We start from the raw sequence: 21597 nt of genomic DNA on the forward strand, positions 1-21597 counted from the left end.
AGGGTTTATGCTATGCCGCTTTCATCCGCTCACGGATAAGGTTGGCGTTCTTGTTCACAAGGTCTATGATGCGTTCGTGGTATTCGGTGTCTTGGTTGTACTTGCCGTGGCACTGCACCACCTTGAGTGTCCGCAAATCCACCTCTACGGTTTCAATTATCTCACCGCCAATCCTTGCCGAGAGTATGAGGGTGTCGGCTTTCTTGTAGTATTCACTGCCGAACACGCAGATGTTCTGTGCCTTGCCCTCGCTGTAATACTCGTCTATGCTTTCAAGCACCTTGATGATTATTTCCTCGTCCGTGATTACCAATCCGAAGAATTTGGATTTGTTGGCGATGAAATCCTCCGCATCTTTTTCCCTTTGCAGTTGCCGCTGTTGCTCACGCTCACGCCTTTCAATCTCCCAGCGGCGGCGTTGCTCTGCTCATTCCTTCTCGTGTATGGTTTCAATCTTTCGGGTTGCGTTGTCGTGTGCCGCCATGAAATCTTCGGGGCAGATGTTCTTCGGGTTGCGGAGGTCTTGACCGAGTTTGTTGAGCATACGCAAATAGTCGCACCACATGGAGAAGTTGTCTATCAGATACTTGTGACGCTTGGCAATCAGATATGATGCCCAGCATTCATCGGCAGTACGGGCATTGAAAATAAAGTGTTTCATAACCTCAATCTCACCGCCTTTCATAAGGGTTTCAATTCTTGGGTCAGAAAGCAAGGCTTTGAAAAGACGCACGGGGGAAATGCCGTGGAAATCGCCCTTGAAGCCGTTACGTCTGAGTTGAGGTAATACCCTCATTTTGGGATATGCACAGCTTCTTGCCACAACATCATCGTATAGGCTGTTGTGCGGTCTTATCTCCATCGCGCTGCACAATGCCCATACATCGCAGTAATAGAATGTGAAGCCACGGAGCAACGCCATGTCTGTAACCTTACCGTCGGGTGAAATCCAACGCTGCACAACCTCGTGGCAGTAGAATTGCATCGGCTCGCCTTTCCTGCTTTCGCATCTGACCTGCGCCACACGGATTACCTGATAGCCTTTGCAGATGGTTATCACGCTGAAATATTGCGTTTCCTTGTAGATACGTTTGCGTGTGTCCTGCACTTTGAGTTTGGCATGGCATTGGGAACAGGTGCAACCTTCAAGGGTGTCGCATAGTCCACTGTCACTGTGCCACTCGTGACCGCAGTCGGAGCAGGTAATGTTCCCTTTCTTGGTGCGGTAGCCGATATGTTCAACGCAGTGGCGGTATGCCCATTCAATTTGTGTCGTTGATATGGGGCGGAGGTTGGCTGAAAGTCTTGCCACCTCTTTCTGTATCTTGGTCTTCGGTTTCATAAGCCTAAATCAAATAATGAGGGTTGGGGGTGGTTTTCTTTTCTCGCTGACGGTCTGTTGCGGTTCTGCAACTTGCGGAGTTCCTCCTCTTGGTATCTGCGGACTGCATTCTGACGTGCCTCCGCCTTTTCCTCTTCCGTGAGTTCCACAACATGGTTCACCACCACTTGGCAGTTCATAGGTTTGCCCACCTCTATCTCGTTTTCCTCATAGTAGTGGATGGCTTGCCCGAATATCTCTCCGTCCGTGAAGCCGTTGCAACCACTTTTCTGCACATGGTTCAGAATGTGGGTCACGCACTCGTCTATGTTCTTGGCAGGGTTGCGGTACTTCTTCGCAAAGAGCGTATCTTCCTCCGCCCGCTGTTCCAGATACATTTGTATCGTTCTTTTGAAATGGTCTGTTCCTTTCATATCGCTGTCGTTTTTAGATTGTCTGTTTAAGTATCTCTCTCCAATAGGTCGGCTCTACCTCGCTGAGAAGGAAGTCCATGAAGTCCCTCCGTGCGTCTTTGTTTAGTTCGTGGTACAATCTTCGGAACGTTTCAAAATTGCCGTTGATGTACGTTTCCACCATATACACGAAGATGTTGTCCACCTCGTAATATCTGCACTGCTGCGCTACCGTCTTGCTGTTTCTCTTTGTCATGTCGGTAAGGGTTAAAGAGTTAATGACCAAAGGATGAAGCCGAAGTAGGCAATGGTGGAAAGGATAGCCACGATTACACCTATCGCCACTCGGAACACTCCGTTTACAATCTCTCTGATGATGCCCCAAAGGATGCCGAACACCCCGAAGGCGGTGCGCATCATCAAGCCGCATATCGCCAACCCGATGTATTGCGCCACTTGTCTGAAATTTGCCGTTGCTGTCATATCTTCGCTGTTTTTAATTTTTTTGTTTTTTATGCGGATTCAAGAGCTGAGGGAGTTGAGTTTCAAACTATCTTATCTGCCTCTCGTTTATCCGACATTTTTTTTATGCGTCTTTCTGTCGCATCGGTCGTTTTCGTTTCGGGTGCTTGAAAAGGTAGGGATTAGGGAATGCAAGGTTTTTCGGGGAAATACTACCCGAAGGGCTGGAGATTTCCGCAGAAAACAGGAGGCTTGACCTTGCTTTCCCGTCCAATCCCGGAATTACCTTTGCGCCCAGAACGAAAATGACTGACTGATGCGGCTTACTGAAAGGCGCAAAATGGAGGTAAACGAAAACAGAGGCAGATTAGGTAGAAAAAACTTTAGGGGAAAATCCGTAAAAAGAGGAAACCGTCTGAAAGAAAAAGACATCACCGGAAGCGTGAAAAGGGCAAACCACGACAAAGGAAGTATGATTGTTTCCGTTCCGACGGAACTTGTCCAGCCGGGCGGCAACAATCATTCTTCCCGGTTTGTCCGGCTGTGTGTGACCGCCTGTTTCATTCATGAGGCAGGCTGACACACTCTGCATTCACTTTCCGCTTCCGGCAAAAGGGACAGCAAAAAAAGAAAAATCATCTGGTAGCCCGTAAAAGCACCTCTTGGCATAGACGCAAAAGAAAGGGGCATTGCGTCATCAGTCTAAACATCGTTTAGGCGTGAGGCAATGCCCTTTTCTCCGGCTATGCGGTAGTCGGCACACGATTGTTCAAAACTCGTTTTTGGCAATGGTGTTCCGACAAACAAAACCGCTTTTACGGAAAAATCTTATGAATGAGGGGATAAAAAACGGGAGTTTATATCAAAATCTCGAATTAAATAGCTACTTTTGCATAGGAAGAGTTCTTTGAAGGTTACGCAATGCGCAGAAAGATAATGCAGTAGATAACTAACTAAATCGTAACCTATTACTATCAAGAGCAATTAACCTACGCTCATTTCCAATAAATTACACTCTTTTCGTAACTTCCTTGAACAAGTCTACATGGTTTGCACCGGGAATAATCAACAGCTCCTTATTATCACCCTGCAACTTTTTAAAAGCATCTTCACTGAAATAACGTGAATGGGCCTTCTCACCGTGCAGCATCAACACTGCACTACGGATTTCATCACTATATGAAAGGATAGGCATATTGATGAACGAAAGCGGTGAAGTCTTGTTCCATCCGCGGTTAGAATTGAGTGACCGCTTATGATAGCCGCGCGGTGTTTTATAATAGGCATGGTAGTCCTTCACAAATTGTGGAGCATCGGCAGGCAACGGATCTACTACACCTCCTTCAAGAGCAAATGTACCGTTTCTATAATCCTCCGTACGCTGAGCATTAAGCTGGCGCCGCAATTCGTGCCGTGCATCAGCATTCATAGAATCAAAATAACCGTTAGCATTGACCCGGCTCATGTCGTACATGGTTGCCGTAACTGTAGCCTTGATGCGAGTATCGATAGCCGCTGCATTAAGCGCCATGCCTCCCCATCCACAAATACCGAGAATGCCGATGCGCTCTGCATCTACATCGTCACGGGTGGAAAGATAATCGACCGCTGCACTGAAATCTTCCGTATTGATGTCCGGCGAAGCCACATAACGGGGCTGGCCGCTACTTTCTCCCGTATAGGATGGATCGAAAGCAATCGTCAGAAATCCACGTTCTGCCAATGTCTGCGCATACAAGCCCGAAGCTTGTTCCTTCACGGCACCAAACGGGCCACTGATGGCAATGGCAGACAATTTACCCGTCGCATTCTTGGGTACATACAAATCGGCAGTAAGTGTAATGCCGTAACGGTTGTGGAAAGTTATCTTCTTATGGTTTACTTTATCACTCTGTGGAAATGTCTTGTCCCACTCCTGAATCAGATTCAAATTCTCTTCCATAAATTTATTATCATTATTAGGATTATTTTCTGTTGCAGACAAATGTCCCGCAGCACAAAGGCTAATAACCATCGCCGCACATATGTTTTTTACCATGTTCTTCATCTCTACTTCTTTAAGTTTCGGCTGGAAATTCATTTCTTAATCCATTGCTTGACAGTTTCCCGGCTTGCTCCATTCAGCAGCCTGCCTTTTCCCCAGTTTATGCCGGGGTAATTCGTCTGTAATTCCTTTTCTGCATTAAAAATACTGCTGCTTCCCGAAGTGGCGAATGGAATAACCGTTTTACCTGCAAAATCACCGCTTTCTATAAATGTATTGATAATTCTTGGAGCCAAATTCCACCAAATAGGAAAACCGATATAAATAGTATCATACTCCGCGAGACTCCCCAGTTTAGAATACAATGCAGGACGCAATTTGGAATCCGACATTTCCACACTGCTGCGCGAAGCTTTGTCATGCCAGTCCAAATCAGTAGCCGTGTACTTTTTCGCAGGCTGTATTTCGTAGAGAGTCCCATCGACAGTTTCTGCCACCAACTTGGCAGCCCTTGCCGTTGTTCCCGTTGCCGAGAAATAAGCTACCAGTGTCTTACCACCTTTTTTCTGTGCGTTAACAATAATAGACAACAGCATAACTGCCATCATAAACAATACCAATCTTTTCATACGATATATTATTTAGTTGAAACATATAAATCCAATTGTTATAGCGATACAAAAGTAACGGGTATTATTATTACATAGGTATCCAGATTACTGATTATATAACCCAAATTACTGATAGATGTCCGAGAAGAGAAATAAAAAAACCCGTAAAACCTTGATTTTACGGGATTTGTCATACTTTGAGTCCTTTTTGTCTTTGGAGTTCTGCGGAGAGACAGGGATTCGAACCCCGGGTGCCTCGCAGCACAACGGTTTTCAAGACCGCCGCAATCGACCACTCTGCCACCTCTCCTAAAAACTTCCTTTTCGAGAAGTGCTTTTTTCTTAAAGCGGTGCAAAGGTACAAATCATTTTTAATTCTGCAAACTTCCTTTCTCTTTTTTCATGAATTAATAGTACTTTTGCACCATGATATATCCGCAGAACTTTGAACAGAAAATAGGTTTCGACCAAATACGCCAATTGCTGAAAGAAAAATGTCTCAGTACACTTGGCGAAGAACGGGTGATAGACATGGCATTCTCCGACCACTTTGGGGAGGTGGAGGAGCGTTTGGACCAAGTCACTGAATTTGTACGCATACTCCAAGAAGAAGACAACTTCCCGGCACAATACTTTTTTGATGTACGTCCGTCACTGAAACGCATACGCGTGGAAGGCATGTATCTGGATGAACAAGAGCTATTTGACCTGCGCCGTTCACTGGAAACCATACGTGATATTGTACGCTTCCTACAGAAAAGCGACGATGATGAGGAAGAGGGCGCTTCCCCCTACCCTTGTCTGAAAAGACTGGCGGGAGACATCACCGTTTTCCCACAGCTCATAGCAAAAATAAACGGCATCCTCTCCCCTTACGGAAAAATCAAGGACAATGCCTCTACAGAGTTGGCACGCATCCGCCGGGAACTGGCAAGTACTATGGGAAGCATCTCCCGCTCACTGAATAGTATTCTACGAAATGCCCAGTCCGAGGGCATTGTGGACAAAGACGTAACGCCCACCATGCGTGACGGCCGTCTGGTCATTCCCGTTGCACCGGCACTGAAACGGAAAATACGCGGTATTGTACACGACGAGTCGGCCAGTGGTAAAACCGTATTCATCGAGCCTGCCGAAGTAGTGGAAGCCAACAATCGCATACGAGAACTTGAAGGTGACGAACGCAGAGAAATTATCCGCATCCTGACGGACTTCTCCAACCAGTTGCGTCCCTCCATCTCCGACGTACTGCTATCATATGAGTTCCTTGCCGAAATAGACTTCATACGTGCCAAAGCATTGTTTGCCGAGCAAATATCCGGACTGAAACCGGCTCTCGAAAACAAGCAACTGCTGGACTGGACAATGGCGGTACACCCACTCTTGCAACTTTCTCTCGCCAAACATGGCAAAAAAGTCGTACCGCTTGACATCGAACTGAATGAAAAGCAACGTATCCTCATTATCTCCGGTCCGAACGCAGGCGGCAAGTCCGTCTGCCTAAAGACAGTAGGCTTATTGCAATACATGCTGCAATCCGGACTACTCATCCCGATGCACGAACGCAGTCATGCCGGAATATTCAGCAGCATATTCATTGACATCGGTGACGAGCAGTCCATTGAAGATGATTTGAGTACCTATTCCTCCCACCTTACAAACATGAAAATCATGATGAAAAGTTGCAATGAACGGAGCCTCATCCTGATTGATGAATTCGGTGGTGGAACAGAACCCCAAATAGGAGGCGCCATCGCCGAAGCCGTATTGAAACGCTTCAACCAAAAACAGACGTTCGGTGTCATCACCACACACTATCAGAATCTGAAACATTTTGCCGAAGACCACGAAGGTGTAGTAAACGGCGCCATGCTCTATGACCGCCATCTGATGCAAGCACTGTTCCAGTTGCAGATAGGCAATCCTGGCAGTTCGTTCGCTGTAGAGATTGCCCGCAAGATAGGTCTGCCCGAAGATGTCATCGCCGATGCCTCGGAAATTGTGGGCAGCGAATACATCAATGCCGATAAGTACCTGCAAGACATTGTGCGCGACAAACGCTATTGGGAAGGCAAACGCCAGACAATACGCCAGCGTGAAAAGCACATGGAAGAGACTATCGAGCGTTATCAAACCGAAATCGAAGATTTGCAGAAATCCCGGAAGGAGATTCTGCGCAAAGCGAAAGAAGAAGTGGAGCAATTGATGCAGGAAGCCAATGCGCGCATCGAGAACACCATACGCTCCATCAAAGAAGCCCAAGCAGAAAAAGAAAAGACACGCCAGGCCCGCCAGGAATTGACGAACTTCCGCGAATCAATGGAATCGCTTACCAACAAGGAACTGGAAGAAAAAATTGCCCGCAAAATGGAAAAGCTGAAAGAGAAGCAAAACCGGAAAAAAGAAAAGAAAGCAGGCAAAGGAAAAGAGGACGGGCTATCCGCCCAGGCTTTGGCAGAACAGCAGGCGCGGAAGGAAGCAGAACGCCTTGCAGCCATCACCCCCGGCTGCAACGTCAGAATAAAGGGACAAACCTCTGTGGGAGAAGTAATGGAAGTGAATGGCAAGAATGCGGTCGTCGCGTTCGGCAGCATCAAAACTACCGTAAAACTAGATAGGCTGGAACGTACCAACGCGCAGCCTAAACAAGCTGATGTGTCCACCAAAAGCACTTTCATCAGTGTCCAAACCCAGGACAGCATGTACGAGAAGAAACTACATTTCAAACAAGACATTGATGTCCGCGGCATGCGTGGCGACGAAGCCTTGCAAGCCGTTACCTATTTCATTGATGATGCCATCCTTGTCGGCATGTCACGCGTGCGTATCCTTCACGGAACTGGAACGGGTATCCTGCGCACGTTTATCCGCCAATATCTGGAAACCGTTCCCGGAGTGCGCCACTTTGCCGACGAACATATACAGTTCGGCGGAGCAGGCATCACCGTTGTGGACTTGAGTTAATGAATAATTGACAGTTGATAACTGATAGTTAAAGCTAAATCATAAATCTGAAATATATGAAATCAATCAAAGAACTCTACCGCATCGGTACCGGTCCATCCAGCAGCCACACTATGGGGCCGCGCAAGGCAGCTCAGATATTCCTGGAAAGGCATCCCGAAGCAGCCGCATTCCAAGTAACCCTGTACGGAAGCCTCGCCGCTACCGGCAAGGGACACATGACCAATGTTGCCATCACCGAGACACTGCAACCCGCAGCACCGGTAGAAATAATCTGGGAACCCAAAATATTCCTGCCCTTCCATCCCAACGGCATGAAATTCGTCTCTTTGGACAGCGAAGGCAAGGAGACCGACCAATGGACCGTATTCAGTGTCGGAGGCGGTGCCCTGGCAGAAGAGAATGACGGAGCATCATCCGTAAACACTCCGGATGTATACAAAATGAACAGTATGACCGAAATACTACAATGGTGTGAACGTACCGGAAAAAGTTACTGGGAGTACGTCAAGGAATGCGAGGAAAGCGACATTTGGGATTACCTGCAGGAGGTATGGAAAACCATGCAGGCTGCCGTAAAACGGGGATTGGATAGTGAAGGAGTCCTGCCTGGCCCTCTGAATCTGCGCCGAAAGGCTTCTACCTATTATATACGTGCCAGTGGCTACAAGGCTTCCCTCCAGTCGCGCGGACTGGTATTTGCCTATGCCTTGGCAGTAAGTGAAGAAAATGCGTCAGGTGGGGTCATTGTCACTGCACCTACCTGCGGTTCGTGTGGCATTGTACCGGCAGTGCTCTATCATCTGCAAAAAAGCCGGGAATTCAGCGACACACGCATACTCCGTGCCCTTGCCACAGCCGGACTGATAGGAAACATCGTGAAGACCAACGCTTCTATTTCGGGAGCGGAAGCCGGATGCCAGGCAGAGGTAGGTGTAGCATGTTCCATGGCATCAGCCGCAGCCAACCAATTGTTTGGAGGCAGTCCGGCACAAATAGAATATGCCGCCGAAATGGGATTGGAGCATCATTTGGGTATGACCTGCGACCCGGTTTGCGGACTGGTACAAATCCCGTGCATCGAACGTAATGCCTACGCCGCCGCACGCGCCTTGGATGCCAACCTTTACTCCTCCTTCACCGACGGCATGCACCGCGTGTCATTCGACAAAGTGGTGGAAGTCATGAAAGAAACCGGAAACGACCTGCCCTCCCTCTACAAAGAAACCAGCGAAGGAGGACTGGCGAAGGATTATAAGCCAATGTAGTTAGAGATTAGGGATAAAGGATTAAGGGGTCAATATGATTGCCCCCCCTAATTCTTTATCCCCTCATCCCTAATCAAGTTTTACCGGCCAATGCGTATCATCCCTATTACCGCTCACATCTTTTGTCTGCAGCAGGCCGCCTTCTTCCGAATAGAACAATTGATACTCTGCATTTCCCTTTTCAACTTCAATGACAAACTGCATAGGCACTACCGGATACTCCAAAAGAACAATCTCCTCTATCTTCCAGCCGGCATACTCACTGGCGCTGAAAGAGGTCTGTACTGTTCCCGGAAGATTATTCCAAAGCAATTCGGTTTCCGTCAGTTGCCATTCCGCCTGATTATTGAACCATACATCCTTTTCCTGCCCATCCACTTTACAATCTGCAACGAAATAGCCCCTTTTCTGTTCCCATTCCACATGGATTGCGGAAGGGTATTTGGACTTCAATGCTTGTGACATTGCTTCGGGCACTTTGACATCATCCTTGTCGTCATCATCACTGCATGCACCAAGTGCCAAGGCGGCGATGAACATCATCGCCAACATTTGAATCTTCATTCTCATCATTTCTCTATAAGGTTTAAGTTAATAGCTACCGGAGAATCAGTCGTCCATGCTGACGAACTTTCCCTTTTTGTTGAACTTCAAAGAGTAGTCATTACCTAGTTCAATTTCCACGCCGGTACGTCCGCGTTCGATTTTAGTAATAATCTCTCTCGGGAAGTTAGCCTTCACATACTCCTTTACCGGAACCGGAATCAATGCTTCGGGAACAGCGGACTTCTTGCAATCCACTTCCAACCAATTTCCTTTCTTGTCGAAGTCTATTTCCGTACGGTCTGTCAACAGCACTTCATATTTTTTAGTCTGCAATATTTCACTTTCAATCTTGATGTGTGAAATGTGCGGTTTCGAGAAATACTGGTTGATAAAATTGCGTGCCGTCAGCGGAAGCTGCTTGGTATCCTGAGTGATGACATCACCGGCAAAGGCAAACTGAACAGCTACAAGAGCCAACACAAGAATAGACAATACTTTCTTCATAATCGTTATTTTTTAATGTTACTAATAAATTTCATATTATTCACATTGCAAATAACGGTAGAGAATTAGGAAAGATTTAGGAATAACCGCAGTTAACAGTAAATTTTACTTTCTTTAACCAGACGAAAGGTATGCATACCGTCCTGCCATTCATACGTGAGCTTCAATGAAGACGACAACGCAATGGAACGCGCTATGGCAAGCCCCAGTCCGGTGGAGTCCTTCTTGCCATCCATGCCATGATAGAAACGCCGGAACAACTTCTCTCCATCCAAAGGGGCATCCCCCGTATTCCTGATGACCAGAGAAGCGGGAGTAGTAAACACCTGCAACTCTCCCCCTTCCCTATTGTGCAGCAACGAGTTCTTCACAAGATTGGAAACCAGTATTTGCGCCAGCGAATGGTTGCAACGGATGATAAAAGGCTGCTCCTCCCGTTTTCGTATCAGTCTCACCTGCTTATGTTCATAGATATCCATCAGGTCGGGCAAGAGTTCATCCAATATCTCATCCACCGAGACATCCTCCATCTCGGTATACTGCCCGTTCTCTATACGGGAAAGCAACAGCAGGGACTTGTTCAGTTTTACGGCACGCCCCAGCGTGGCATATATCTCGTCCAGCTGCTCCATTTGCTGTTCCGTCATCCCTTCACTCTCAGCCAGCAGTTCCACTTTTCCCCTCACGATGGCAAGCGGTGTCTGCAACTCATGCGAGGCATTCTCGATGAACTGCTTCTGCTCCTCGTATGCCTTGTAGCTGCGGTTGCCCATATCCAATGCAGCATCGCTCAGCTGGCGGAACTCCCGTATCTTCGTCGGGTTGTCCAATGGAGGCACCTCCTTGCCGGGCTGAATGCAGTGCAGCCAGTCAAGCAACCTATGTAACGGACGGAACACTCCCTTCAGCACCAACTGGATGCCGATGGAAGTACAGATGAGAAACAACAGGAACAGCGCTCCCAGATACCAAAGCATAGCCTCCACCATGTCATCCCGCTCCAAAATGGAAATCATCAGTTTCAACTCATAATATTGCCCGTCGGGCATACGGAAAGCGGTACACATGACACGTACCGGTTCGTCTTCATCCTCCAGTTCGATATAAACCGTAGCATCATAGAACACTTGTCTGTAATGCCGCCCTTCCTCTTCGGATATAGGGGTGAACTTATAGAAAGACATCAACGAGCCTTCCGTTTCGAGTATCGAGGGGTCGTGAAGCGCACTCTCCATCAATATCTCACCGTAATTCTCCAACGTATCGTCCGTCTCATCCACCACCTCGTCAATGATTGCGTAATAGAACAGCACACCCCACACTGCCATCAACAGAAACAGCAGCAATGCAAGTTTGCGGTAGGTGTAGCTCAGCAGCTTCATAGTTCGGAGAGTTTGTAGCCGAATCCATAGACAGCCTTTAGTTCTATGGTAGCCTCAGCTTGTTTCAATTTCTTACGCAGATTCTTCACTTGCGAGTAGATAAAATCCAACGAATCCGCCTGGTCTATATTGTCTCCCCACACCGACTCGGCAAGGCTCATTTTATTGATGACCCGGCCGGGGTTGACTACAAAATAATAGAGCAGGTCGAACTCCTTGCGGTTCAGCTGCAAGGGTTTTCCGTTTATCTCTACCTGCCGTTTGTCGGGGTAGAGCAAAAGATTTCCAAGGGTGACGGTCACATCTCCCTTCGCCTGCCGCCGACGTATCAATGACTTGACACGTGCATTGAGTTCTGCCAGATGGAAAGGCTTTGTAAGGTAATCGTCGGCTCCCAGTTCCAGCCCGTCCACCTTGTCGTCCAGCGAGTCTTTGGCCGAGATAATAAGCACACTGTCACTGCGATGCAGCCGTTTCAGCTCACGCAGCAAGTCCAGACCGCTCCCGCCAGGCAACATGATATCCAGCAGAATGCAGTCGTAATCGTAGTCATTGATTTTATCCAATGCCGAAAAATAGTCGGCAGCGGTCTCTACAACAAACTTTTCTTTCAAGAGCGAAGTGCGGATGGTTTCCCGCAAATCTTGCTCATCTTCTACAATCAGGATTTTCATACCGGCAAAGATGGTCTATAAAACTGGAAACAATCTGGAAAACTATCCACTAATCAATGCTGTCTGTCTGATAATCCTCCATCAGTTCTTCTTTTGCCATGGAGATTTTCCCGTCAGCCGTAATGGTCAGTCTGATGGGAACATAAAGGTCGGATTGCGGATAGCAGACGCTGGCCGCGTATATGATTCCTTGCGGAGTGGTCTTGTCATAGACCAGCCCCTCAAGAATAGAGTACTTCATGAACTTGGCATCCACCAACGAAGCAAAATTATCTTTGGTGAACACTTTATCCACCACCTGCTTCCCGCCGCACGTGATGCGCAAGGTGATACGGTTATCCACAAATTTCTCCCCCTGCTCGTTTTTCACTATCGGCAGAGATTCATCCGGCCGGCGCACTACAGAAGACTGATACTCTTTTCCCTTATACGTAAAGGATGTTTTTACATCAGACACCTGCATGCGCTGTGGGCCGGCAATTTCTGTACTATCCTGCATCAATACCTGCGTACCGTCTTTCTTATTCTTGTCTTGCGACGAACAAGCAGTGAAGAAGATGACCGATGCACACACTAAAATATAGACTATATTCTTCATCGTTCTGTTTTTTAGTAGTTGACCGGACAAAAATAGTACAAATTGAATGCAATAGAAAATTTATTTTCTTTTAGATTCCATTTTTGCTTTTCTATCCTGCACTTTCTTGCTGTATGCAGCATATTGTTCTTCCGTCATAATCTTCCGGAGTTGTGAATCATAAGCAATACGGGCAGTCTTCATCTCTTCACGCTTCTTTTCCATCTCCGCTTTTTTCTGCGCGCGTTGCTCATCCGTCAATTGATGGCGCTTGCCATCTCTCTTATGATGCTTGTGTGCTTTGGCACGATGCATCGGCATATCTCCCATTTTCTCAACCAATGCTAGATTTGCCTCCAGCAGTTGTTGTTTCTGCGTATCGTTCAAGGAGTACTCTTTCACCATCCGTTCCGTCATGCGCTCGGCACGGACTTTCGGTTCGGGCATTTTATCACTGTGGCGGGCATGTTGTGCCATTGCCATGCCACCCATCAGGAAGGCGGCCATCCATATCAGAACTATTCTTTTCATCATTTTTCTCTTTTTTTAATTAATACCTTATGTTAGTTATACCTATTGTGTTGCAACGTATCTATGACAAAAACAAAAGCAGGAAGTTTAACCGCAACTTCCCGCTTTAACATAATAAATGAGGTTGAAAAGAATATTAAGGTTCGTCCAGATACTGTACGATAAGACTCACCTGCTTCGGCATGAATGTCCGTGTCCTTACATTGTAGCCGGTATGCGCCAAGGCTTCATACAGCTCGTGATTCCGTTTTATCCACCGCGTCAGGGTGCGGATGGCGCAACGTGCAGTAGCATTGGGGCAATAGAGGCATGCCAAATCTTTCTTTTTATAAGTCGTGATACGAAAGCCATTTTCTGTTTCCATAGCAGTTTGTCTGATTTTTCAATGATTGATGTAAAGATACGATATTCAAAAAGCGAAGTCAAGTATTTCAAGGAGAATATGAACCTTTTTCTGAGAAAGTTCATATTCTCCTTATTTACAGAATGTTTATCCTAACGGATTTTCTCCCTGGTCGCCATCGGAACCGCCGCCATCCGGATTTGGTTTGGAGCTACCCCCACCAGAAACGGTGCCGTTGCCCGACCAATCCATCTTCTCTACACTGGCACGGGTCAGCATGTCCTTAAAGTAGAAGCCCGGAGTGAAGATAATCTTGCGGCGATAAATCGTGCTTGCCTTCACATCTTCCAGCTTGTCCTGGCTCTTGGCGTTGATGCCGGGACGGAAACAGCCGAACTCACCCAGCTGTACCGAAAATCCCTTGTTGATATCCATATTCAAGGTGTCGATCAATCCGTCCAGCACCAGCTTCACCACACCGCGAGGCGCCATGCCTATCTTGGAAACCTCGTCGCATAAATCCTTAAAACCTACCACACCCAAAGTTTTCATCTGCGCCACGTACTTTTCCATTTTTGTCTCGTCAAAACCGAATACTCTCTTTTTTACTTCATAATTCAAAGCCATAGTTTTTTAATTTTAAGTTGATTAATAAAAGTCGGTCTTGTTCGCTCGTCAGTCTGCAAAACCAGTTTCTTTGTGACCACGATGCAAAGATACAACGGGCAGAAAACGGGGTGGTGCTTTAACGGAGGTTTAAGGAGGTTTTCGTAGGATAAAAAAGGATATTGGAGGAGGAGAAAGGAGCTGATAAACAAGGAGTAAAAAAACTTTGAGAAATATTATCGGAGATGCTTCTTTCATTCAGTTTATCAGCTCTAACTTTACCTTTATGGCTGGGGGGGATACTTGATGGATTATTTTTCTTCAGAGACTTGTGCAGGGCTGATGCCAAGAGCTATACGGAAACCGCCATATTCATCACGATACGTTCCCATATCGTAATCAATGTAGGACACACGGCACCCTTTGGCTGTTCCTCCCCAACTTCCACCACGCAGTACATGGCGGAAATAGAGATGTGTCCCCTCAAAAGGCCAGCCCGAATGGACGGACTTGCCATTTTGTTCGTATTCCTTGGTATATAAATCCTCACACCACTCCCACACATTTCCACTCATGTCGTATAGTCCCAATTCATTTGGCTGCTTCATACCAACCGGATGCGTAGTGCCTTTATCTCCGGATTTGTTTTTCTGATAATTGTCAATATACCAGGCAACCTTGTCTATATGATGGCTGCCACTATACTTATATCCTTTGCTCTGCCTGCCGCCACGGGCAGCATATTCCCATTCCACCTCGGTGGGCAGACGAAAAGGTTGCTTCGTGAGGATACTCAATTTGGTGACAAATACCTGTGCATCGTTCCAACTTACACCTTCCACCGGACAATCATCGCATCCGGTATTAAAGGAAGGGTTGTGTTCGCTACCGATTACGGCATTCCACAATCTTTGAGTCACTTCATATTTTCCTATATAGAAAGAATCCACTTTCTCTTCATGTACCGGTTTTTCATTCTCTTCGCAATCCTTTCCCTGCTCCTTTGTACCTCCCATCATGAAGGTTCCGCCTTCCACCAGAACCATTTCAAAATTTTCACCGTTTACGGTAAAAGTTTTGGTCAGATTTGGTTCTTGTTCGGATTTGTCGGGGGTACATGCCATTGCACAACTCAGCACAAAAGCAAGCATCAGATTGTTTATTCCGTTGATATTTAAAAAAAAATTCCGCATAAGCCTTTATCTCTAACTTTAGTAAACTGCTTATTACTATCTTTAATGGATATTCTATCACAACTCAAATATACGGAAATTATTTTTAAAATTTATTCCGATACTGAAAAATCATTTCAGATGCTCCCTGTCTAAATACTACAATATACCTCATTAGCAAAACATGTGCCTGATATGTACCCGTTTACCGGATTAAACTTAAATTCCCGGTTCCCTATTAACAATTCTCTTTTTCCGCATAGACGCCAATCCCCATATAACACAAATCCAAATAGACAGCATAAAAAAGTTCAGGTTCTTTTCTCTCTGAATTTGCGCTTGCAAACTCCAAACTCTTTTTTCCGAAAAACGGATAGTGGTAGTTTCGTGAACCGACAGGACATAGGGCAATGTACCTTCCACATGAAATACATTGACTTTCATCTGTCTTTATAGGGTTCTCCGACGCAATGGCATGTGTCGGGCACTCCTCGACACATTTTTTACAATCAATGCATGTGTCGTCCCCCGTAGGATAAAGCGGAACTTGCAGTATATCCCGATAAAGTCTGCTGCCCCTAATATTTATATCCGGTATCGCACTCGTATCCGTAATGCCCGATAGAAGCTGCCATGACTTGCAACCGAAATCATCGACTATACGGTTGTCTTCCATATCGGGACGTTCGGATGCGACATTTCTGAATACTGAGTGTCGGGCAATGAATGCGGCGGCAGACACGATTCTAAACCCGTTGGCAGTCAGCAAATCTTTAAGCTCGACAAGCATATCTTCATAATCTCTGTTCCCATAGGAGCAAACGATAATGGCAGGAGAACCGTCTCCCTTAACTCGTAAAAGCTGTTGTGAAGCTCTATTTTCTTGAATCCGGCTTTCGTCCAATCCTGCAAATATCTCTTCGACGGATTGGTTCGCGGCCATATTCAACGTATGGTAAATTTCTTCTCCATGTTCTGTAAGCTTTTACGAACTCCATACGATTGTCGTTCGTTGCCTTCTCCCTATATATGTATTCTTTCGCCTCCAGCTTTTTCAATATGCGGGATAACAGCCCTTTATCCATATTGAGCTCACGGGATATGTCCTTTGCATTTCGATTCGGATGCAAATACACATCTTGAATTTTACCTCTTTCTGGCATACACCACACTCGGCCCCATCCCATGCCTCATCAGTACCCCTTCTTCTATAAACCTATTCAAATCGACAACCGCCTGCTTATAACTACGTCCTGCCAGCCGTGCATACTGGGAACGATTGATGCAGGGATATTGCTGCAAATACTCATCCAGCAACTGCCAGCGCTGCTCCACGCCCAACGCCTCATCGGCAGACGAAGCAGGCGCCGATGCCGATTGCGGACAACGCTCCAACTGCATCTTTCCTTTTAAATCTTTATAGAACTCCCTGCCCAGACGGAAATTCAAACCGCGCAAAGCGATGGAAGCGGCACGAAGCTCTTTCTTGTCCGTCGCCTGGCAGGTACAACTCAAAGAGGGGGTGAAGTAACCCAGTTCGCCCAGCTCCACCGTCCAGCCATTGGCAAGGCAGTCGCGCAACTCGTCCATAAAGCCTGCCATCGCTCCTTCCAGCAGGCTGCGGCTGAGACCGGTGAAAAGATGTACACGCTCGATAAATTCCTTGCGGTCGATGGTGCCCTTGGGGACAAAGCGGGCATAAAGGGATTGTTGCTCGCCGGTCTGGCGGACGTCGGGTTTCTCGAAAAGGTCGTAATACGCACTCATATATATTCTGTTTTTAAATGGTTCTGTAATTCCGTTTTTTCTTCTTCCCTGGCATATTAAGGAGAAGAAATGCTATTCTTTAATCGTTCCACCATGGAGAAAATATCATTCCACCACGGAAGAAAAATCGTTCCACCATGGTGGAACGATTTTTCCCACACGATGGAACGATTTAATAGTAGCATACAAATATACTAATCGAAAGGAGGGAAAGCAAAAAAATTCCCATAAAAAACATATCTTTACGCCGGAAATGAAACATATAAAAAACACACACCAAACTCACTTTAGAGTCATGAAGAAAATATATCCCAAAGAATGGTTGGAACTGCATCCTTACAAGCAGACAAACAGCGTTGACCAGTACTACGTCGGCATTGCAAACGAAATCCACAAAAGACTTTATTCTTCAACGATAGCCGACGCCTTCGAAGAAGAGGAAAACATACGCTATACAAGCCTCTGCCTCGCCGCATGGTTTGAGGACGTCATCTCCCAGACCGGCATCTGGCAGGCATTCACTGCCGAGTGCCGGAAGCGATACGGAAGCTATCTGCCCTTCTACCCCATCAAAGGCGATTATTTTCCGGATGAAATCAATCTGGAGGACATACGCTTTCTGCTTTGGCACCATATACAATATCTATGCCGGGGAATAAGCGCCATCAACCCCGAGAATCCCGGAATAGAGCAGACTGCACAAAAGATATACGGACTGCTTGCAGAGGAATACGAAACCGCTCCCGAAAATGAAAGGATGCAGGAATTTCTATACCACTCTGCCATGGAAGAAGAAGACTTCTTCCGCTACCGGGAGATACTGGATTGGTTTCACTACCAATGCTACTTCAACATCGAAAATGTCGCCCAATACCGGGACGAAGCTGAACGGTTGCTGGATGATGAAAAGATTACTCCCGAAATGGCAGAGACCCTCATATATGCCACACGCACCTCACTGACGTTCAAAGGGCGCCGCAACCTGCTGTCGCTGACCTCACCGGAATGGCTGGCTCTCATCGGAAAAGCCCATCCCGAACATCAGCTTTGGGGCAAGGTGAAGGCACGGGAAAACAGTTGCTATCTGCTGGAGAAAGAAGACGGCGAGTATCTGTATGTCAGAGATTTGTGTAGTGAAGACAAAGGCGAATTCAAGATAACCAAGAAGTCCTTGAACCTCTCAGCTATCCGTAGCAGAGAAGTAGGGAAAAGCACCCTTATCTGCGAACTGATTTATTTTGGCAATGCATGGTGGCAGTGCGGCATGCTTCTCGAAAACAAGTACGACCAGAAAATAGCGGAATATGTGGACGACTTGACGAAACAGAAAGAAAAAACGAATGAAAAGGCTACATTCCATGATTTCATAAAAGCATCCGGCGGGAAATCTTTTGTATTCTGCCAATCGCAAGAGGAAATCTCTGATTTTCTGCTGAACAAGATGGGATACGGCTTGAAAGAAGACCTGAACATACCACGCATACATACAGAAACCGGAGCCATGCTGATGGCCAACCCGCACACCGGCCTACATATCCAATTCAAGCTGTGCGAATGCATCAAATCTCCGGACAACTCCAATTATAATAAGGAGGAAGCAGAGAAAAACGCCATTATGTTCATCGTCAACCCAGACATTATCCCCTACCAATTGAGTTGCATCCTGCAAGACGAAGGCATGCTTCCGGATGCTTATCTGAACAGTTTGCAAGGAAAAGAATACGGGCAAGAGTTCATACGCAAGAATGCACACTTCCTGACTGATTATTTCCATTATCGGTGTCGGGAGAAAGACTTTGATTAGTTGAAAATGGGGGTGAATACCACTTTTGACACATTTCCAACTACCAATTATCATAGTGCTTTCCAGAACTTCTGAAAATCCTTATACCGTCCGTAGCACACTAACTGGTCGCCGGCTTGTATCTGGTCATTTTCCGGCAGTTCGTTCAATACATTGTGTTCCACATACGAGATGCCCAGGCAATTCTTCAAAGTCTCGGCACGTTTCAAGGCGAGCATCTTCAGGCCAAACTCCTTATCGAGATTCAATTCGTTGGCATAATAGCCAATGAACTTGTCCGGAACAGTGAACTTGACTACATAATAATCCGGTGCCACGCGGAAGGTCTCCATATCGGCACCGAATTCCAGCAACCGTACCAGTCCGCGTGCGGCATCCTCCTCGGGAGTAAGAATGCGTTCCAGCTCAAAGGCCTCGAGCACGGAACGGTGGACAGCGTCAATGGCGCGGGCATAGATATGCTGCACCTTCTTCTGCTTCAGCAAAGCCACTACACGGATGGATGCACCGAAATTCTCGCCGATGGCAACAATCACCACGTCCACACTGTTCAGCGGCAACACGGACAGCGCTTGCTCGTCCGTCGCATCGATGACAAAGGCTGTAGCAATCTTTTCCTTCAGACTATCTACCCGACCGGCGCTCACGTCCGCACCTATCACTTCGTGTCCCAATGCAGAAAGCTCTTCTGCCAGCACGTGACCATAATTCCCTAAACCGATAATAATATACTTCATCTTATTTAATTGATTATAATCTGACCACTCGGATACTGATACTTCGTATGCTTCTTCTGCTTGATGATGCCAAGCATCAGCGTAATCAGTCCCACACGCCCCACAAACATCAGCAGTGCCACCAGCAGCTTGCTGTCGTCTCCCAACTGCGGGGTAAGGTTCAAACTGGACCCCACCGTGCTCAATGCCGACACACACTCGAAGGTAATGGCCAAAAGCGACGTACCCGGCTCCAGAATGCTGATGATGAAAATAAACAGCAACAAGACGCCGAACGACATCACCACCGTGGCATTGGAACGACGGATAGAATCGTGTGACAGCTCACGGCCAAACACCTCTACCCGTTCCGTGCCGCGCAACACAGCCACCAGATTCAGCACCACTACCGCAAAGGCATTTACCTTGATACCGCCTGCCGTAGACTGTGAACCGCCTCCCACCCACATCAGAAACAGATATATAAGCAATGTCTGTACCCCCAAGCCTGCCAAGTCCACACTGGTAAAGCCTGCCGTACGGGGACACGTGGCATTGAAAAACGCCTGCGTCCACTTGTCTGCCACCGACATGCCGGCAAAAGCGGCATTCCACTCAAAGACAGCAATGCCCACCGTGCCCAGCACCAACAGCAGGAAGGTGACTATCAGTACAATCTTTGTATTCAGGTTGTACAGATGGTAAAAACGCCTGCCATCCCAATGCCACGTACGCAGGAAGTGCCACAGACGACGCAGATGGTAAAGAATAATATCCTTGAAATTCACCAGGATGGGGAAACCGATACCCCCCAAAATAATCAGCAGAGATATATAGATGAAGAACGGGTTGTGCCCCGTCATCACCAACGGATTGCCCAGATTTCCGGGCAACGTGGAGAATCCCGCATTGCAGAAAGCGGAAATGGCATGAAAAGCGGAAAAAGCCAGCTCTTCCTGAAGGTCCATCCCCATCGTCCCGTGGATGTCTCCCCAGATGGCAAGCATCCCTATTCCTTCAATCACCAGCGTAAAGGCCAGAATATAGACCAGGGTGGAGAGCAGAGAATTCAAGGAATTGGAACTCACCATGTCGCGCACCACTAACTGATTGTACAATGAGGTATTACCCATGAAGAACATGGCAAAAAAGCTCGTCAGTGTCATCACTCCCAGACCGCCTATCTGAATCAGCAGAATGATTACCACAAAACCGGTCGGGGTAAAAGTGGACGCCACATCGACAGACGTCAGCCCCGTGACGCACACCGCACTGGTGGATATGAATAGCGAGTCGACCCACGATATGCCGTTCACCGTGCAGCGCGGCAACATCAACAACCCCGTGCCTATCATTATGATTATCAGAAAGCTGGCAGCCAAAATAAGCGAAGGGTTCGTACGCCGCCCCAGCAACCGTACCAGCCCGTTGGAAAGGCTGAAAAAGGAAAACACCAGCAGCAGGACAAGGTGATAGGCCTTGCCATGCAGAAATTCCCAGAACTGCAAGATGGCGCCCTCCTCCTCCGGACGATGGAAAATGACCGGAATAAGGGTCAGATAGAGCAGAATGGTCAGTATCCAAGTGAGCTTACTGAACGTGCGACGGGTATCCTTGTATTCCAGCAAAATGCGCAGAGTGACGTCTGCCAGAAAAACAATCCACACCCCATGATACAAGCGCTGGAGCTGATGCGCCTCGACCTCTGAAATCGTAAAGCCATGCTCATAGACCACGCCGACAATCAGCAGGATGGAGGCCAAATAAGTGATGGAAGTCATTACTCCCACTGTCATCCGTACGTAAGGGTGAATCCATTTATTTTGATACAAAAGGAATTTATGATAAATCTTCATAAATGCATCGATTAATGAAACGCGGCAAACTTAGACAAATATACCTTGATATACAAAAAACAAAAGGAAAAAGAAATTGGTTCAAAAATAATAGCT

Annotated in this window: 23 protein-coding genes, 1 tRNA gene and 1 pseudogene; 4 read left to right on the plus strand and 21 right to left on the minus strand. The window is 47.0% G+C overall.

Annotation, left to right across the window (positions count from 1 at the left end):
• Positions 1-10 precede the first annotated feature (10 nt).
• The 4 genes and pseudogenes from JXR92_RS15635 to JXR92_RS15650 form a co-directional block, all read right to left on the minus strand.
• Positions 11-1342: pseudogene (locus tag JXR92_RS15635) on the minus strand (PcfJ domain-containing protein).
• Positions 1339-1755, minus strand: a complete 417-nt coding sequence (locus JXR92_RS15640; RefSeq protein ID WP_007487599.1) for a PcfK-like family protein — start codon at positions 1753-1755, stop codon at positions 1339-1341. Before JXR92_RS15640 ends, JXR92_RS15635 begins: the two are co-directional and overlap by 4 nt.
• A gap of 13 nt (positions 1756-1768) precedes the next feature.
• Positions 1769-1990 (minus strand): hypothetical protein, encoded by a 222-nt coding sequence (locus tag JXR92_RS15645; RefSeq protein WP_004348431.1) that lies wholly within the window; start codon positions 1988-1990, stop codon positions 1769-1771.
• Between the two features lie 11 nt (positions 1991-2001).
• Positions 2002-2217, minus strand: a complete 216-nt coding sequence (locus tag JXR92_RS15650) for a hypothetical protein (protein WP_004348429.1) — start codon at positions 2215-2217, stop codon at positions 2002-2004.
• Between the two features lie 295 nt (positions 2218-2512).
• Here JXR92_RS15650 and JXR92_RS15655 point away from each other — a divergent pair, with 295 nt between their 5' ends.
• Positions 2513-2776 (plus strand): hypothetical protein, encoded by a 264-nt coding sequence (locus tag JXR92_RS15655; protein WP_025813562.1) that lies wholly within the window; start codon positions 2513-2515, stop codon positions 2774-2776.
• A 429-nt stretch (positions 2777-3205) separates the two neighbouring features.
• Here the strand turns inward: JXR92_RS15655 and JXR92_RS15660 are convergent, their stop codons facing one another.
• From JXR92_RS15660 to JXR92_RS15670, 3 genes are all read right to left on the minus strand, one after another.
• Complete coding sequence (locus JXR92_RS15660; protein WP_206897515.1) at positions 3206-4243, minus strand: alpha/beta hydrolase; 1038 nt, start codon at positions 4241-4243, stop codon at positions 3206-3208.
• Positions 4244-4272: 29 nt separating this feature from the next.
• Complete coding sequence (locus JXR92_RS15665; RefSeq protein WP_117974355.1) at positions 4273-4809, minus strand: flavodoxin; 537 nt, start codon at positions 4807-4809, stop codon at positions 4273-4275.
• A 207-nt stretch (positions 4810-5016) separates the two neighbouring features.
• Positions 5017-5101: transfer RNA gene (locus JXR92_RS15670), tRNA-Ser, on the minus strand.
• A 116-nt stretch (positions 5102-5217) separates the two neighbouring features.
• Here JXR92_RS15670 and JXR92_RS15675 point away from each other — a divergent pair.
• Positions 5218-7755, plus strand: coding sequence for an endonuclease MutS2 (locus tag JXR92_RS15675; RefSeq protein ID WP_138345582.1), 2538 nt, complete (start codon positions 5218-5220; stop codon positions 7753-7755).
• Positions 7756-7811: 56 nt separating this feature from the next.
• Positions 7812-9023 carry an L-serine ammonia-lyase gene (locus tag JXR92_RS15680; protein ID WP_117966895.1) on the plus strand — a complete coding sequence of 404 codons (1212 nt, stop codon included), beginning with the start codon at positions 7812-7814 and terminating at the stop codon, positions 9021-9023.
• Between the two features lie 69 nt (positions 9024-9092).
• Here the strand turns inward: JXR92_RS15680 and JXR92_RS15685 are convergent, their stop codons facing one another.
• From JXR92_RS15685 to JXR92_RS15740, 12 genes are all read right to left on the minus strand, one after another.
• On the minus strand, positions 9093-9596 hold the full coding sequence (locus tag JXR92_RS15685) for a PepSY-like domain-containing protein (protein ID WP_138345584.1): 504 nt from the start codon (positions 9594-9596) through the stop codon (positions 9093-9095).
• Between the two features lie 36 nt (positions 9597-9632).
• The gene (locus tag JXR92_RS15690; RefSeq protein WP_005831697.1) at positions 9633-10073 is read right to left on the minus strand and encodes a PepSY-like domain-containing protein; all 441 of its coding nucleotides are present in this window, start codon (positions 10071-10073) and stop codon (positions 9633-9635) included.
• A gap of 92 nt (positions 10074-10165) precedes the next feature.
• On the minus strand, positions 10166-11455 hold the full coding sequence (locus JXR92_RS15695; RefSeq protein ID WP_005831698.1) for a sensor histidine kinase: 1290 nt from the start codon (positions 11453-11455) through the stop codon (positions 10166-10168).
• Entirely contained in the window at positions 11452-12129 is a 678-nt protein-coding gene (locus JXR92_RS15700; protein WP_005832639.1) for a response regulator transcription factor, read from the minus strand. Before JXR92_RS15700 ends, JXR92_RS15695 begins: the two co-directional genes overlap by 4 nt.
• Positions 12130-12178: 49 nt before the next feature.
• Positions 12179-12727, minus strand: coding sequence for a DUF4738 domain-containing protein (locus tag JXR92_RS15705; RefSeq protein WP_005831701.1), 549 nt, complete (start codon positions 12725-12727; stop codon positions 12179-12181).
• A gap of 60 nt (positions 12728-12787) precedes the next feature.
• Positions 12788-13237 (minus strand): DUF4890 domain-containing protein, encoded by a 450-nt coding sequence (locus JXR92_RS15710; RefSeq protein ID WP_005832642.1) that lies wholly within the window; start codon positions 13235-13237, stop codon positions 12788-12790.
• Between the two features lie 136 nt (positions 13238-13373).
• The gene (locus JXR92_RS15715) at positions 13374-13601 is read right to left on the minus strand and encodes a DUF4248 domain-containing protein (protein ID WP_005831704.1); all 228 of its coding nucleotides are present in this window, start codon (positions 13599-13601) and stop codon (positions 13374-13376) included.
• Between the two features lie 126 nt (positions 13602-13727).
• Entirely contained in the window at positions 13728-14207 is a 480-nt protein-coding gene (locus JXR92_RS15720; protein WP_138345586.1) for an HU family DNA-binding protein, read from the minus strand.
• A gap of 290 nt (positions 14208-14497) precedes the next feature.
• Entirely contained in the window at positions 14498-15379 is an 882-nt protein-coding gene (locus JXR92_RS15725; RefSeq protein ID WP_370528659.1) for a formylglycine-generating enzyme family protein, read from the minus strand.
• 217 nt (positions 15380-15596) lie between these two features.
• Positions 15597-16301, minus strand: coding sequence for a 4Fe-4S dicluster domain-containing protein (locus JXR92_RS15730; protein WP_117966886.1), 705 nt, complete (start codon positions 16299-16301; stop codon positions 15597-15599).
• On the minus strand, positions 16234-16545 hold the full coding sequence (locus tag JXR92_RS15735; RefSeq protein ID WP_117976735.1) for a MarR family transcriptional regulator: 312 nt from the start codon (positions 16543-16545) through the stop codon (positions 16234-16236). The genes JXR92_RS15730 and JXR92_RS15735 overlap by 68 nt, the downstream gene beginning before the upstream one ends.
• Positions 16505-17125, minus strand: coding sequence for an HU family DNA-binding protein (locus JXR92_RS15740; RefSeq protein WP_117966884.1), 621 nt, complete (start codon positions 17123-17125; stop codon positions 16505-16507). Before JXR92_RS15740 ends, JXR92_RS15735 begins: the two co-directional genes overlap by 41 nt.
• Positions 17126-17420: 295 nt before the next feature.
• On the opposite strand from JXR92_RS15740, the gene JXR92_RS15745 reads away from it, so the two are divergent.
• Positions 17421-18929, plus strand: a complete 1509-nt coding sequence (locus tag JXR92_RS15745) for a DUF3843 family protein (RefSeq protein WP_138345588.1) — start codon at positions 17421-17423, stop codon at positions 18927-18929.
• A gap of 50 nt (positions 18930-18979) precedes the next feature.
• On the opposite strand, the gene JXR92_RS15750 is transcribed toward JXR92_RS15745, so the two are convergent.
• Together JXR92_RS15750 and JXR92_RS15755 are read right to left on the minus strand one after the other, a co-directional pair.
• Positions 18980-19666: a potassium channel family protein gene (locus JXR92_RS15750; RefSeq protein ID WP_117966878.1), complete on the minus strand. Its 687-nt coding sequence runs from the start codon at positions 19664-19666 to the stop codon at positions 18980-18982.
• A 5-nt stretch (positions 19667-19671) separates the two neighbouring features.
• Complete coding sequence (locus tag JXR92_RS15755) at positions 19672-21501, minus strand: TrkH family potassium uptake protein (protein ID WP_138345590.1); 1830 nt, start codon at positions 21499-21501, stop codon at positions 19672-19674.
• Positions 21502-21597 lie beyond the last annotated feature (96 nt).

Origin of the sequence: Bacteroides parvus, assembly GCF_017309675.2 — a bacterium.
GTDB lineage: Bacteria > Bacteroidota > Bacteroidia > Bacteroidales > Bacteroidaceae > Bacteroides > Bacteroides uniformis.

Excerpts from the sequence above, each read along its gene's own strand:
- JXR92_RS15640 (WP_007487599.1), bottom strand. The coding sequence starts at position 1,755 with ATGAAAGGAACAGACCATTTCAAAAGAACGATACAAATGTATCTGGAA.
- JXR92_RS15645 (WP_004348431.1), bottom strand. The coding sequence starts at position 1,990 with ATGACAAAGAGAAACAGCAAGACGGTAGCGCAGCAGTGCAGATATTAC.
- JXR92_RS15650 (WP_004348429.1), bottom strand. The coding sequence starts at position 2,217 with ATGACAGCAACGGCAAATTTCAGACAAGTGGCGCAATACATCGGGTTG.
- JXR92_RS15655 (WP_025813562.1), top strand. The coding sequence starts at position 2,513 with ATGCGGCTTACTGAAAGGCGCAAAATGGAGGTAAACGAAAACAGAGGC.
- JXR92_RS15660 (WP_206897515.1), bottom strand. The coding sequence starts at position 4,243 with ATGAAGAACATGGTAAAAAACATATGTGCGGCGATGGTTATTAGCCTT.
- JXR92_RS15665 (WP_117974355.1), bottom strand. The coding sequence starts at position 4,809 with ATGAAAAGATTGGTATTGTTTATGATGGCAGTTATGCTGTTGTCTATT.
- JXR92_RS15675 (WP_138345582.1), top strand. The coding sequence starts at position 5,218 with ATGATATATCCGCAGAACTTTGAACAGAAAATAGGTTTCGACCAAATA.
- JXR92_RS15680 (WP_117966895.1), top strand. The coding sequence starts at position 7,812 with ATGAAATCAATCAAAGAACTCTACCGCATCGGTACCGGTCCATCCAGC.
- JXR92_RS15685 (WP_138345584.1), bottom strand. The coding sequence starts at position 9,596 with ATGATGAGAATGAAGATTCAAATGTTGGCGATGATGTTCATCGCCGCC.
- JXR92_RS15690 (WP_005831697.1), bottom strand. The coding sequence starts at position 10,073 with ATGAAGAAAGTATTGTCTATTCTTGTGTTGGCTCTTGTAGCTGTTCAG.
- JXR92_RS15695 (WP_005831698.1), bottom strand. The coding sequence starts at position 11,455 with ATGAAGCTGCTGAGCTACACCTACCGCAAACTTGCATTGCTGCTGTTT.
- JXR92_RS15700 (WP_005832639.1), bottom strand. The coding sequence starts at position 12,129 with ATGAAAATCCTGATTGTAGAAGATGAGCAAGATTTGCGGGAAACCATC.
- JXR92_RS15705 (WP_005831701.1), bottom strand. The coding sequence starts at position 12,727 with ATGAAGAATATAGTCTATATTTTAGTGTGTGCATCGGTCATCTTCTTC.
- JXR92_RS15710 (WP_005832642.1), bottom strand. The coding sequence starts at position 13,237 with ATGAAAAGAATAGTTCTGATATGGATGGCCGCCTTCCTGATGGGTGGC.
- JXR92_RS15715 (WP_005831704.1), bottom strand. The coding sequence starts at position 13,601 with ATGGAAACAGAAAATGGCTTTCGTATCACGACTTATAAAAAGAAAGAT.
- JXR92_RS15720 (WP_138345586.1), bottom strand. The coding sequence starts at position 14,207 with ATGGCTTTGAATTATGAAGTAAAAAAGAGAGTATTCGGTTTTGACGAG.
- JXR92_RS15725 (WP_370528659.1), bottom strand. The coding sequence starts at position 15,379 with ATGCGGAATTTTTTTTTAAATATCAACGGAATAAACAATCTGATGCTT.
- JXR92_RS15730 (WP_117966886.1), bottom strand. The coding sequence starts at position 16,301 with ATGGCCGCGAACCAATCCGTCGAAGAGATATTTGCAGGATTGGACGAA.
- JXR92_RS15735 (WP_117976735.1), bottom strand. The coding sequence starts at position 16,545 with ATGGGATGGGGCCGAGTGTGGTGTATGCCAGAAAGAGGTAAAATTCAA.
- JXR92_RS15740 (WP_117966884.1), bottom strand. The coding sequence starts at position 17,125 with ATGAGTGCGTATTACGACCTTTTCGAGAAACCCGACGTCCGCCAGACC.
- JXR92_RS15745 (WP_138345588.1), top strand. The coding sequence starts at position 17,421 with ATGAAGAAAATATATCCCAAAGAATGGTTGGAACTGCATCCTTACAAG.
- JXR92_RS15750 (WP_117966878.1), bottom strand. The coding sequence starts at position 19,666 with ATGAAGTATATTATTATCGGTTTAGGGAATTATGGTCACGTGCTGGCA.
- JXR92_RS15755 (WP_138345590.1), bottom strand. The coding sequence starts at position 21,501 with ATGAAGATTTATCATAAATTCCTTTTGTATCAAAATAAATGGATTCAC.